The organism is Brachybacterium sp. JB7, from assembly GCF_003335205.1.
Classification (GTDB): domain Bacteria; phylum Actinomycetota; class Actinomycetes; order Actinomycetales; family Dermabacteraceae; genus Brachybacterium; species Brachybacterium alimentarium.
This window is the reverse complement of record NZ_QPGN01000007.1, coordinates 55,745-68,544: the sequence shown is the minus strand read 5'-3', so window position 1 is coordinate 68,544 and position 12,800 is coordinate 55,745. Positions and strand designations below refer to the sequence as shown.

The 12,800-nt window shown below is 70.2% G+C and carries 12 protein-coding genes and 1 tRNA gene; 1 reads left to right on the top strand and 12 read right to left on the bottom strand.

What is annotated here, in order from left to right; all coding sequences use genetic code 11:
* Nucleotides 1–22 precede the first annotated feature (22 nt).
* The 12 genes from CIK81_RS10420 to CIK81_RS10365 form a co-directional block, all read right to left on the bottom strand.
* Nucleotides 23–95 (bottom strand) — tRNA-Ala (locus CIK81_RS10420).
* A gap of 54 nt (nucleotides 96–149) precedes the next feature.
* The gene (locus CIK81_RS10415) at nucleotides 150–803 is read right to left on the bottom strand and encodes a histidine phosphatase family protein (protein WP_096165534.1); all 654 of its coding nucleotides are present in this window, start codon (nucleotides 801–803) and stop codon (nucleotides 150–152) included.
* Nucleotides 800–1,177 (bottom strand): ribosome silencing factor, encoded by a 378-nt coding sequence (gene rsfS / locus CIK81_RS10410; RefSeq protein ID WP_114329271.1) that lies wholly within the window; start codon nucleotides 1,175–1,177, stop codon nucleotides 800–802. Before rsfS ends, CIK81_RS10415 begins: the two co-directional genes overlap by 4 nt.
* Nucleotides 1,174–1,875, bottom strand: a complete 702-nt coding sequence (locus tag CIK81_RS10405) for a hypothetical protein (protein ID WP_114355679.1) — start codon at nucleotides 1,873–1,875, stop codon at nucleotides 1,174–1,176. The genes rsfS and CIK81_RS10405 overlap by 4 nt, the downstream gene beginning before the upstream one ends.
* On the bottom strand, nucleotides 1,868–2,476 hold the full coding sequence (nadD, locus tag CIK81_RS10400; RefSeq protein ID WP_096165540.1) for a nicotinate-nucleotide adenylyltransferase: 609 nt from the start codon (nucleotides 2,474–2,476) through the stop codon (nucleotides 1,868–1,870). Before nadD ends, CIK81_RS10405 begins: the two co-directional genes overlap by 8 nt.
* A 5-nt stretch (nucleotides 2,477–2,481) precedes the next feature.
* Nucleotides 2,482–2,667, bottom strand: coding sequence for a hypothetical protein (locus CIK81_RS10395; protein WP_096165542.1), 186 nt, complete (start codon nucleotides 2,665–2,667; stop codon nucleotides 2,482–2,484).
* 88 nt (nucleotides 2,668–2,755) lie between these two features.
* Complete coding sequence (locus CIK81_RS10390) at nucleotides 2,756–4,027, bottom strand: glutamate-5-semialdehyde dehydrogenase (protein ID WP_114355678.1); 1,272 nt, start codon at nucleotides 4,025–4,027, stop codon at nucleotides 2,756–2,758.
* Nucleotides 4,028–4,070: 43 nt separating this feature from the next.
* Nucleotides 4,071–5,234 (bottom strand): glutamate 5-kinase, encoded by a 1,164-nt coding sequence (proB, locus tag CIK81_RS10385; protein ID WP_096197276.1) that lies wholly within the window; start codon nucleotides 5,232–5,234, stop codon nucleotides 4,071–4,073.
* A gap of 2 nt (nucleotides 5,235–5,236) precedes the next feature.
* A complete protein-coding gene (gene obgE / locus CIK81_RS10380; RefSeq protein ID WP_114329273.1) occupies nucleotides 5,237–6,772 on the bottom strand; it encodes a GTPase ObgE in 1,536 nt (511 codons plus the stop codon).
* A gap of 98 nt (nucleotides 6,773–6,870) precedes the next feature.
* Entirely contained in the window at nucleotides 6,871–7,125 is a 255-nt protein-coding gene (rpmA, locus tag CIK81_RS10375) for a 50S ribosomal protein L27 (protein WP_096165549.1), read from the bottom strand.
* 36 nt (nucleotides 7,126–7,161) lie between these two features.
* Nucleotides 7,162–7,470, bottom strand: coding sequence for a 50S ribosomal protein L21 (gene rplU / locus CIK81_RS10370; protein WP_096165551.1), 309 nt, complete (start codon nucleotides 7,468–7,470; stop codon nucleotides 7,162–7,164).
* A 259-nt stretch (nucleotides 7,471–7,729) separates the two neighbouring features.
* Nucleotides 7,730–10,861, bottom strand: coding sequence for an Rne/Rng family ribonuclease (locus CIK81_RS10365; RefSeq protein ID WP_114355677.1), 3,132 nt, complete (start codon nucleotides 10,859–10,861; stop codon nucleotides 7,730–7,732).
* Nucleotides 10,862–11,238: 377 nt separating this feature from the next.
* Here CIK81_RS10365 and CIK81_RS10360 point away from each other — a divergent pair, with 377 nt between their 5' ends.
* Nucleotides 11,239–12,795: a cytochrome ubiquinol oxidase subunit I gene (locus tag CIK81_RS10360; RefSeq protein WP_096165555.1), complete on the top strand. Its 1,557-nt coding sequence runs from the start codon at nucleotides 11,239–11,241 to the stop codon at nucleotides 12,793–12,795.
* Nucleotides 12,796–12,800 lie beyond the last annotated feature (5 nt).

The window sequence follows — 12,800 nt, the reverse complement described above, 5'->3', positions numbered from 1 at the left end:
CACTGTCTCACGGTTTCTCGAGTGGAGCTAAGGGGATTCGAACCCCTGACCTCTTCCATGCCATGGAAGCGCGCTACCAACTGCGCCATAGCCCCGTATCGGGTGTCCCCCTCATCGGGCGACTGCTCAAGATTACCCCGATCTGCGGTTCAGATGAAATCCGGAGCCAGGTTGTGTGACACCAACCTCATCCTCTGACCAGTGGTGTCGGAGACGAGCGGCTCGAGCACCGAACGATGGCAGTTCTCCAGGCCGGCGATGCCGCGGAACCCGTCCGGGTCCAGGCCCAGCAGCGCCGTGATGCCCAGCGTGATGGCTGCGCCATGAGCGACGACCATCACCGTGCGGCCGGTGTTCTCGGCGGCCAGGCGGCGGCACGCCTCAGCGACGCGAGCGGCCACCTCGGGGCGGTCCTCGAGATCCAGGCCCGCGACCGGGCGGTGGGCGCGCCAGTCGGCGTGCTCCTCCGGCCAATGGCGTCGGATCTCCTCACCGCGCAGGCCTTCCCACTGCCCGAAGCTGCGTTCCAGGAAGGCCTCATCCGTGGTCACGTCGAGCTCACAGGCCTGCCCCACGATGCGTGCCGTGTCCCGGGCGCGCTCGAGCGGCGAGGAGACGATGAGGTCCGGAGGATTCTCGGCGATGGCGGCGGCGAGCACCGCGGCCTGCCGAGCCCCGGTCTCGTTCAGCGGGATGTCGACCTGTCCCTGCAGGCGACCCTCACGGTTGAACTCCGTCTGCCCATGGCGCACGAGCACCAGGCGGGTGCGCACGGCGCCCCCGGTGGAATGCGAGGACTTCACTCCGAGCGGTCCGTATCGATCTGCAGGTCGATGACGGGCGCATCGCGCCACAGCCGCTCGAGCGCATAGAAGGCGCGGTCCTCGGCATGCTGGACGTGCACGACGATGTCGCCGTAGTCCAACAGCACCCAGCGGGCGTCCCGTTCGCCCTCGCGGCGCAGCGGCTTGCGACGTCGTTCCTTCTGCAGGGCCTCCTCGATGCCGCCGACGACCGCGGCGACCTGGCGCTCGGTGTCCCCGCTGCACACCAGGAACACGTCGGTGATCACGACCTGCTCGGAGACGTCGAGAGCGATGACCTCCTCGGCGAGCTTGTCGGCGGCGGCTTGGCCGGCCACACGGGCGAGGTCGAGGGAATCTTCGGGAGCGCTCACGCGGCTGCTACCTCCAGGGCGTCATGGATGTCGAGAAGTTCGGGGGTCGAAGCACCCAGGGCGGATGCCTCGGTGGGGCCGAGGACCCCGGTCAGGAGAAGGGCGACCAGCACGATGAGCGCGATTGCGATGAGGGCCCACACCGCCCACACCAGAGGTCGGCTGGCGGAGGTCTCCGGGCGGTGCAGGACCTTGCCGTCGAAGCGGGGTGCCGGGCGCGGGGACGGCGCCTCGGTCACGGGCACCTCTCCGAGCTCGACCCCGTCGTGGTCGCGATCGATGACGGCGGTCTCGGCGTGGCCCGAGGAGCCCTCGGGCGTCGCTGCGCCGGTGAGCGCCTCGACACCGCTGCCGTCCGTCCCGGCGGAGGCCGACGTCGTCGCGTCGTCGTCGGCGGCGGGATCGGAGTCGTGCTCCATGGCGTCGGCCGACTGCGGTTCGTCCGGGACCGGGCCCAGGACTGCGGTCGCCTCGGGATCGTCGCTGAGCTCGATGATGCGGGCGCGTCGCCCGAACTTGCGCAGGGTCGGCACAGGGCTGTCCGGTCCCGGAGGCGCGACGGCACCGCGCACGCCGGGCACCGGCGCCTGCTCCCCGGTGATCGCAGCAGCAGTGCGGGACTCCAGGGCAGCGCTCTCCTCGGGGCTCAGCGCGCGGGCGCGGCGGCCGCGCCGCGGAGTGGTGTCGGGCTCAGTCATCGCCGTCACCTCCTGTGTAGAGGGCGTACTTGTTGATGTATTGGACGACGCCGTCGGGCACGAGGTACCACACGGGTCCTCCGGCCGCGACGCGGGTGCGGCAGTCGGTCGAGCTGATCGCCATCGCCGGGACCTCGATCAGGCTCACGCCGTCGGCCGGAAGGCCCGAGGTGTCCAGCTCGTGGCCGGGGCGCGTGACCCCCACGAAGTGCGCGAGGGAGAAGATCTCCGCCGAGTCCTTCCAGGTGAGGATCGACTGCAGCGCGTCCGCCCCGGTGATGAAGAAGAGGTCCGCCTCCGGCTGCTGGCGGTGCAGGTCCCGGAGCGTGTCGATCGTGTACGTGGAGCCGGGGCGGTCGATGTCGACCCGCGAGACCGTGAACACGGGGTTCGCGGCCGTCGCCACCACCGTCATGAGGTAGCGGTGCTCCGGATCGGAGATGTACCGCTCAGCCTTCTGCCAGGGGCGTCCGGTCGGGACGAAGACGACCTCGTCCAAGCCGAACACGCTCTGGACCTCGCTGGCAGCGACGAGGTGGCCGTGATGGATGGGATCGAAGGTCCCGCCCATCACCCCGATCCGACGTCGCTGCTGCTCCACGAGGATCAGTGACCGCCGCGCTCGTCGTGCTCGTCGCGCTTGCGGCGGCGCTGGTTGGTGCCGCCGGTGAGGTAGGTGAAGCCGAGCAGGATCATCATGGTCACGAAGACGCCGATCCCGACCATCGGTGGGGTGACGCCGCCGGACGCGTGTTCGCCTGCTTCGGCGAGGATCATCAGCTGGTCGATCATGTTCTTGGGGGCCTTTCCACGAGTGACCGGCCCATCATCCCACAGGCCCGCCCGCGGTCATGCTCCCACGCGGGTGATGCGAGCGCGGTCACGGCCGGACATGGCCCTGGCCGACCACGAGCCACTTCCCCGTGGTCATCTCCACCAGGCCCATCGGACCGCGGGCGTGCAGCTTCTGGGTCGAGATGCCGATCTCCGCCCCGAAGCCGAACTCGCTCCCGTCGGAGAACCGCGTCGACGCGTTGGCCATGACGACGGCGGAGTCGACCTCCGCGAGGAATCGCTGCTGGGAGAGCAGATCACGGGTGAGGATCGACTCGGTGTGCCCGGTGGAGTGCGCCCGGACGTGGGCGAGCGCGTCGTCCAGGTCGGAGACCACCTTCACCGCGAGCTCGAGGCCCAGGTACTCGGTGTCCCAGTCCTCCTCGGTCGCCGGCACGATCTCGGCCGACGTCCCGGCCGCCGCCAGGATCCCGGCGGACTCCTCGTCCACGTGGAAGCGCACACCGGCCTCCGCGAGCGGCGCGGCCAGGCGAGGGAGGGCCTCGGAGGCGACGTCGCGGTGCACGAGGAGGGTCTCAAGCGCATTGCAGACCCCGACGCGCTGGGTCTTGGCGTTGACGACGATCGCCTCGGCCTGGTCGAGGTCCGCACTCGCGTCGACCAGGATGTGGGTCTTCCCGGTGCCGGTCTCGATGACGGGGACCAGGGAGTTCTCCACGACCCTCCTGATCAGGCCGGCCCCGCCGCGCGGGATCAGCACGTCGATCAGGCCGCGGGCCCGCATCAGGGCGTCCACGCCGTCACGACCGTGCTCGTCGATCCGGACGATGAGGTCCTCGGGCAGGTCGTGCTCGGCGAGCACCGAGCGCAGCACCGCGATCAGCGCGGTGTTGGAGTGCAGGGCCGCGGAGCCGCCGCGCAGCACCACAGCGTTGCCGGACTTCAGCGCGAGACCGGCGGCATCGACCGTGACATTGGGGCGGGCCTCGTAGACCATGCCGATCACGCCGAGGGGCACCCGCACCTGGCGCAACTCCAGGCCGTTGCGCAGCACGGAGCCGCGCATCACCTCACCGACCGGATCGGGCAGCGCGGCGGCGTCGCGCAGCTGCTGGGCGACCGCGTCGACGCGCTGGGGGTCCAGGGCCAGGCGGTCGCGCAGACCGGCGGCCATTCCGGCGGCGTCGGCCGCCTCGAGGTCGCGGGCGTTCGCGGAGACGATCTCCTCGGCCCGCGCGACCAGGGCGTCGGCCATGGCCAGCAGGACAGCATCCTTCGTGTCGCGGTGCAGGCGCGCAAGGCTCGGCTGGGCCTCCCGAGCGGCCCGGGCGGCGTCGTGGACAGCATGAACGGTCATGACCGGATCCTAGACGGCCGACCGGGCCGAGGGCAGGTCCGTCTCAGAGCACGACCAGCTGGTCACGGTGCACCGCGGGCCTGCGGAACCGCTCCCCCAGCACCTCGCGCAGCTCGTCCGTCCCCCGGCCCGTCATGGCCCGCAGCTCGTCGCTGCTGAATCCGGTGAGTCCGCGCGCGATGATCTCGCCGTCGGGGGCGGCGAGGTCCACCGGCACGCCGTCGGGGAAGGTGCCGCGCACCTCCGCGATGCCGACGGCGAGCAGGGACCGGCGACGGCTGCGCACGGCCTCGGCGGCGCCCTCGTCGAGCACCAGCGTGCCCGCGCCGCGGGTCGCGAAGCGCAGCCACACCAGTCGCGAGCGGCGGCGGCCATGGTGGCCGGGGAAGAACGTGCCGACGTCCGCGCCGTCGGCGGCGGCGGCGAACTGCGCGGCCGACGTCATCAGCACGGCGGTCCCAGTGGTCGAGGCGAGCTGGGCGGCCGAGAGCTTGGTGACCATGCCGCCGGTGCCGACCTTCGAGCCGACGCTGCCGATGCTCACGCCGCTCAGGCGGGCGGCGTCCTCGACGTGGTCGATGCGCCGTGCGCCGGGCTCGCGGGGCGGGGCCGTGTACAGGGCATCGACGTCGGTGAGCAGGAACAGCGCATCCGCGCCGAGCAGTTGGGCGACGAGCGCGGCCAGGCGATCGTTGTCCCCGAAGCGGATCTCGTGGGTCGCGGTGGTGTCGTTCTCGTTGACCACCGGGAGGGTGCCCAGCTCGAGCAGGGACTCCAGGGCGCTGCGCACGTTGCGATAGGTCTGCGGCCGGATCACGTCCGACTCGGTGAGCAGCACCTGCCCGGTGATCCGCCCGTGGTCCGCGAAGGCGGTGGACCAGGCGGTGGCCAGCAGGGCCTGGCCGACGCTCGCGGCCGCCTGCTGCAGCGGCACCTCCGTCGGCCTCCGCTCCAGGCCCAGCGGGCCGAGCGCCGCCGCGATCGCGCCCGAGGAGACGATCACGACCTCCGTGCCACGGCTCGCGAGATGCGCGGCCGTGGTCGCGATCGCATGGACGTGCGACTGGTCGAGGCGACCGTTCTCGTCGGTGAGGCTCGAGGACCCGATCTTCACCACGATCCGCTCGGCGGCGCCCAGCTCCTCACGGGACGCGATCCGGGCCGGCTGGCGCAGCCCGGCCCCGTTCCCGGCGTTCGACGGGGCCACGCTCAGCGAGCCTCGTCGTCCGATGCGGGGTCGGCCCAGTGACCGGAGCGGCGCTCGGCGTCCATCGCCGCGATGCGGTTCATGCGGGCCTCCGTGCGGGCCCGCTGATCCGCACGCTTCTCGTCCCGGGTGGGGCGATGGGTGTCCTCGAGGCGCTTGTCCGTCCCGCGGCGGCCCAGCAGCAGCTCGGCACCGCCCACCATCGTCGGCTCCCAGTCGAAGACGACCGCGTCGTCCCCGGGGCCGATCAGCACCGTCGATCCGGGGATGGCGCCGGCCTTGTACAGCTGGTCCTCGACGCCGAGCTTCGCGAGCCGGTCCGCGAGGTAGCCCACCGCCTCGTCGTTGGTGAAGTCGGTCTGGCGCACCCAGCGCTCGGGCTTGTCGCCCTGCACGCGGAAGGCGGTGCCGCCGTCGTACTGCTCCGTGACGACGCGGAAGCCCTTGTCGTCGACCGCCTTGGGGGTGAGCACGATGGGAGCGGGCTCGGGCTCGGGCAGCGCGGCGCGTGCCTGGTCGACCAGCTCGCCGAGCACGAAGGACAGCTCGCGCAGGCCCTTGTGGGAGATCGCCGAGACGTCGAGCACCGGCACGTCGCGGTCGGCGAGGCGCTCGCGCACCATGTCCGCCATCTCGGTGCCGTCGGGCAGGTCGGTCTTGTTCAGGACGATGACCGTGGGGCGCTCCATGAGGGGCACCCGGGTCTCGGCCTCCTCGTCGAGGCTGTCGGCGTAGATCGCCAGCTCGTTCTCGATCGTCTCGAGATCGCTCAGCGGGTCACGATCGGATTCGAGGGCCGCCGCGTCCAGGACATGGACCAGCACGTGGCAGCGCTCGATGTGGCGCAGGAACTCCAGTCCCAGTCCCTTGCCCTGGCTCGCGCCGGGGATCAGCCCCGGCACGTCCGCGACGGTGTAACGGAACTGGTCGGCCTCGACGACGCCGAGATTGGGCACGAGGGTGGTGAAGGGGTAGTCCGCGATCTTCGGACGCGCGGCACTCATCGCTGCGATGAGGGAGGACTTCCCGGCACTGGGGAAGCCCACCAGGGCGACGTCGGCCACGGTCTTCAGCTCGAGCACGAGATCGCGCTCCTGCCCCTCCTCGCCGAGCAGGGCGAAGCCGGGCGCCTTGCGCTGCGTGGAGGCCAGCGCCGCATTGCCGAGGCCGCCCGAGCCGCCGCGGGCGGCGACGAAACGGGTCCCGATGCCGATCATGTCCACGAGCACGGTGCCGTCCTCGTCCAGGACGACCGTGCCGTCGGGGACGGGCAGCACGAGGTCCTCGCCGCGGGCTCCGTGGCGCATGTCGCCCTTGCCGAAGCCGCCGCCGGTGGCCCGCTGATGGGGCCGGTGGTGGTACGCGAGGAGCGTGGTGGTGGAGGAGTTGACCTCGAGGATCACGTCACCGCCGCGGCCGCCGTTGGCGCCATCGGGGCCCGCGAGGGGTTTGAACTTCTCGCGACGGATGGAGGCGGCGCCGTGGCCGCCCGATCCGCCGGCGACCTGCAGCACGACACGATCGACGAACGTGGCCATGGGGATTCCTCCAAGAGCTCGAGAATTGCGTCGAGGGGCGGAGCGTTCTGCTCCGCCCCTCGAAGGCAGCTGGTGCCCCGTGATACGGGGCGGGTGGATCAGACCGTCTCGACGACGCTGACCACGCGACGGTCGCGCTTGCGGCCGAACTCGACGGTGCCCGCGGTCAGCGCGAACAGCGTGTCGTCGTTTCCGCGACCCACTCCGTCACCGGGGTGGATGCTGGTCCCGCGCTGACGCACGAGGATCTCGCCCGCGCCGACGACCTGGCCGCCGAAGCGCTTGACGCCGAGACGCTGAGCGTTGGAGTCACGCCCGTTCTTGGAGGAGCTGACGCCCTTCTTTGATGCCATCTGGAATCAATCCTTCTCTGTGTTCGAAGGGATCGCTCAGGCGATGCCCGTGATCTTCAGCCGGGTGAGCTCCTGGCGGTGGCCCTGGCGCTTCTTGTACCCGGTCTTGTTCTTGTAGCGGAGGATTCGGATCTTCTCACCGCGAAGGTCTTCGACCTTCTCGGCGGTGACCTTCACCTTGGCCAGCTCGGTCTGGGCGGAGGTGACCTTGTCACCGTCAACCAGCAGCACGGGAGCGAGATCGACGCTGTCGCCCGCCTCGCCTGCCACGCGGTTGATCACGATGGTGTCACCGACCGACACCTTCTCCTGACGACCGCCTGCGCGGACGATTGCGTACACCACGTCACTGCTCCATCTTGTGATTCGGATCTGCACTTGAGTCATGCGCCTTGCTCGGCAGGACCGCGGACCTGCGACCGTCAACCTGACCCTCATGCCCCGGACGGGGCTTCAGGCGGGAGATGCGGTCGCGCGATACCTACCGGGAAACACGACTGCGGCACGTTTTGCGCCAGGGAACAGCTTACGATCCCCAGCACTCCAGGTCAACCACCAGACGTGCTGCGACCTGCGAGAACGCGGTCACACCCTGTGGAACACGTCACGGCTCGGTCGAGCTGCCCTGATCTGTCGCCTGCTGCTGGTCCGCAGTGCTGCCCGCAGGTGCGCTCTGCGCGACGCCCGCGGTGCCTCCGCTGGCGTCGGCCCCACCGGTCTCGCCCGCACCACCAGCAGCGTCAGCGCTCGCGGCGCTGGTCGAGGCGGCGGCGATCGAGGCGATCGTCGCGCGGGCTGCGGCGCGGCTGTCGGCATCGTCCTCGAGGCGGTGCACGTCGCGCGAGTCCTCACCCGAGGAATCCTCCGAGGAGGAGTCCTCCTTGGCGGAGCCTCCGCGCGAGCGACGGTTGCGACGCTTCGAGGACTTCGAGGAGTCGTCCCCGCCGCCGTTGCCGCCGTTCCCATTGCCGCCATTGCCGCCGTTGCTGTGATCGTGACCGAGGTCGCCGTCGATGTCGACGACGAGGCCGCGCCCGTTGCAGTGCTCGCAGTTCGCGGAGAACGTCTCGACGAGACCCTGGCCCACCCGCTTGCGGGTCATCTGGACCAGTCCCAGCGACGTCACCTCGGCGACCTGGTGCTTGGTGCGGTCACGTCCCAGGCACTCGACCAGGCGACGCAGCACGAGGTCACGATTGGCCTCGAGCACCATGTCGATGAAATCGATGACGATGATGCCGCCGATGTCGCGCAGCCGCAGCTGGCGCACGATCTCCTCCGCGGCCTCGAGGTTGTTCTTGGTGACGGTCTCCTCGAGGGAGCCGCCGGAGCCGGTGAACTTGCCGGTGTTCACGTCCACCACAGTCATCGCTTCGGTCCGGTCGATGACCAGGGAGCCGCCGGAGGGCAGGTAGACCTTGCGGTCCATCGCCTTCAGCAGCTGCTCGTCGATGCGGTGCTTGGCGAACACGTCCTTGTCCGAGACGTGCTTGGTCACGCGCTCCAGCAGATCGGGCGCGACGTCGGAGACGTACTCGTGGACGTCGTCGTAGACCTTGCTGCCCTCGACGATCAGGGAGGTGAAGTCCTCGTTGAAGACGTCGCGCACCACCTTGATGGCGATGTCCGGCTCCTGCGAGAGCGCCACCGGTGCGGACTTGCTCTTCTGCGCCTTCTGGATCTTGTCCCACTGGGTGCGCAGACGCTCGACGTCGTGGGTCAGCTCCTGCTCGCTGGCGCCCTCGGCGGCGGTGCGCACGATGACGCCCGCGTCCTCGGGGATGATCTGGCGCATGATCTTCTTCAGCCGCGTGCGCTCGGTGTCGGGCAGCTTGCGGGAGATGCCGGTCATGGAGCCGCCGGGCACGAAGACGACGTAGCGGCCGGGCAGGGAGATCTGGCTGGTGAGCCGGGCGCCCTTGTGGCCGATCGGGTCCTTGGTGACCTGGACCAGCACCGGGTCGCCGCTCTTCAGCGCGAGCTCGATGCGGCGCGGCTGTCCCTCGAGTCCCACCGCGTCCCAGTTGACCTCGCCGGCGTACAGCACGGCGTTGCGGCCCTTGCCGATGTCGACGAAGGCGGCCTCCATCGACGGCAGCACGTTCTGGACCTTGCCCATGTAGACATTGCCGACCATCGAGGTCTGCGACTTCTGTGCGACATAGTGCTCGACCAGCACGTCGTCCTCGAGGACGGCGATCTGGGTGCGGCCGGGACGCTCGCGCACCACCATGGAGCGCTTGACGGACTCCCGGCGGGCGAGGAATTCCGCCTCGGTGATGACATTGCGCTTGCGGCCGTTGTCGCGACCCTCGCGGCGGCGCTGACGCTTGGCCTCCAGGCGGGTCGAGCCCTTGACAGCCTTGACCTCGTCCCGCGCCTCGCGGACCTTCACGACCGTGTTCGGCGGATCGTCCGTGGTGGAGGAGGACTCGTCGTGCCCGTTGCCGTTCCCGCCGCCCGAGCGGCGGCGACGACGGCGCCGGCGGGAGCTCGAGGAGCTCGAGGAGCCGTGGTCGGATCCCTCGCCGTGATCGCTCGAATCCGAGTCGCCAGTGCCACCGGTGTCGTCGGACTCGGCGCTGCCCGCGGAATGCCCACCGCGGCGGCTCCTGCCGTCGGCCCCTTCGGAGTCGCGGGAGTCGCGGGAATCGTGAGAACCGGAGTCCTGCTCGTCGTCGGACTCGTCCTCCTCCGCGCTGCTGTCGTCGTCCTCTCCGCGGCCGCGACCGCGTCGGCCCCGGCCCCCGCGGCGGCGACGACGGCGCGAGCTGCCCGCGGTCTCGTGGTCCTCGTCGGACTCCTCCTCGGAGGAGTCCTCGGTGCTGGTGTCCTCCTCGACGGTGTCGTCGGAACCGGTGCCGCGGCGCGAGGAGCGGCGCGTGCGGCCCCGGCGCGAGCGGGAGCGGCCGGAGGTGCCGGTCTCGTCCTGCTCGGAGCTGTCCGAGCGTCCCGATCCGTCCGCGTCGGTGTCGTCGTCCTGCGAGGAATCCTCGTCCGCGTCGGCGACGTGCTGCGTCTCCCCGCCCACGGGGGCGTCCCCGGCGCCGACGGTGGTGCGCGGCTGCGGGGTCGGGGCCTGGAACAGCAGCGAGGCGAAGTCCATCTGGACCTGCTCACGGCGGCGGGCGCGGTCGTCGACCTCGGGGTCCTTCGCGGTCCCGGAATCGTCGGCGGCGCCGCGCGACGTGGCCAGCGCCCGCAGATCGTCGACGACGGGGTGGTCCTCAGACTCCTCCGTCGATTCGGCGTCGGTGCTGAGCTCGTCGGTCTCGGCTGCGGGCTCGGTGGCCTCGGGCTCGGTGGGCTCCGGCGCGGCGGCCCGGCGCTGAGTGCGGGTGCGGCGCGTGCGCTTCGGCTCGGTGCGCTCGGGCTGGGCCTCGGTGTCGGGCTGGGCCTCAGGAGCCTCGGGGGCGGCGTTCTCCGGCTCAGCGGTCGTGCTCTCCGGCTCAGCGATCGCGCTGTCCGGCTCAGCGGCCGGGATCACCGGTGCACCCGCGGGAGCGCCGGCTCGACGCCGGGGGCGCTTCGTCGGAGCCGACGGGGCGGGTTCGGCGGGGGCGTCGCTCTGCTGCGCGACGATCGTCCGGGGTGCTGCGGACTGCTCGGGAGCCTCCAGGGGCTCCGGGGTCACCGGGGCCGGAGCCCCTGCCGGCGCACCGGCGCGGCGGCGGCGCCGCGTGGTGGGCGTGGGATCCGACGAGTCGTTCTCGGGATTACGGGTGCTGTCAGCCATGCGGCCGTCTCCTTCTGAAGGAACCAGCGCACCCTGGTTCCGGATGGTCATCGTCCCTGAGGACGGAAGTCTCAAGCCCTCGCCGTCGCGCAGCTCCCTGGACGGAAGCGCTGCGATGCCGATCGCGGGAGCACAGCGGTCGCGGTAGGACGCGTTGCCGGTGCTCCGACGTGACGACGCCGGGAGGTTCCCCCACCCGGTACGGAGCAGGAGAGTGCCAGCGTCAGTATGGCACAGCCCTCTTCGCGCCCCGCGAGCGACATGCACGAACGCGCACGCCCTGGGCAGGAGCGCCGAAGGGGAGGACCATGGTCCTGCTGGACGCCCCCACGGAGCCATAGATTTCGTGATGGCGTATCGCACTCCCAGGAGGATCCATGGAAGCCCTGGACATCGCACGATGGCAGTTCGGCATCACGACCGTCTACCACTTCATCTTCGTCCCGCTCACGATCGGTCTGTCGCTGCTCGTGGCGGTCATGCAGACCACGTCGGTGCTGTCCAAGGACCCGGTGCGCAAGGACGCCTGGACCCGGATGACCAAGTTCTTCGGCTCCCTGCTGATCGTGAACTTCGGCATCGGGATCGCCACCGGCATCGTCCAGGAGTTCCAGTTCGGGATGAACTGGTCGGAGTACTCGCGGTTCGTCGGTGACGTGTTCGGGGCGCCTCTCGCGCTCGAGGGGCTCGCCGCCTTCTTCCTCGAATCCGTGTTCCTGGGACTGTGGATCTTCGGCTGGGGCAAGCTGCCCGAGAAGATCCATCTGCTCACCATCTGGGCGGTGGCGATCGGCTCGACGCTCTCGGCGTACTTCATCATCGCCGCGAACTCGTTCATGCAGCATCCCGTCGGCGCGATGCTGAACCCCGAGACCGGCCGTGCCGAGCTCGATCCCTCGCAGGGCTCGCTGTGGGCGGTGCTCACCAACGTGACCGCGATGGCCGCCTTCCCGCACGTCGTCTCCGGTGCCTGGCTGGTCGCGGGCGCCTTCGTCACCGGCGTCGCCTCCTGGCACATGGTCCGCCACCACAACAGGGCGCGCGACATCGGCCTGGAGACCCCCGAGGGCGAGGAGCACCACCACGCCGCCCGTGACCTCTACCGGCCGGTGGTGCGCTTCGGCGTGATCGCGATGTTCATCTCGGCGATCGTGCTGGTGGTCTCCGGCGACTTCCAGGCCCAGATCATGTTCAAGCAGCAGCCGATGAAGATGGCGTCGGCCGAGGCCCTGTGCGAGACCGAGACCGGCGCGAGCTTCTCGATCCTCACCGTCGGCGGCCCGAACGCCTTCAGCGAGAACTGCGACGACGTCACCCACCTCATCGAGGTCCCCTACGTGACCTCGTTCCTGGCCACCCACACCTTCGATGCGGAGCTGCAGGGCGTCAACGATCTCAGCGCCCAGTACCAGGAGCAGTTCGGCGAGACGGTCACCGATGTCCACGGCCAGGAGATCGCCGTCGACTACCGGCCCAACCTCTTCGTCACCTACTGGTCCTTCCGGCTCATGATGGGCCTGGCTGCCTTCAGCGGCATCCTCGCCTTCTGGGCGCTCTGGGTGACGCGGGGCAAGGGCGAGAACGCGCGCACCACCGGCTCGAAGCTGTTCCAGTGGTTCGCGGTGCTGTCGATCCCGATGCCGTTCTTCGCGAACTCCGCCGGCTGGGTGTTCACGGAGATGGGCCGACAGCCCTGGGTGGTCCATCCCAATCCGGACGATCCCACGATCCGGCTGATGACCACCCAGGCCGTCTCCGGCAATCCCGGCTGGATGGTCGCGACCAGCCTGATCGCCTTCACCCTCGTCTACGGGGTGCTCGCCGTGATCTGGTTCCAGATGATGCGCAAGGCCGCTCTGAAGGGCGTTCCGCTGCCGAAGCGCGATCCGGACAGCGACGAGCTCGACACCCCCACCCTCTCCTTCGAGTACTGAGAAGG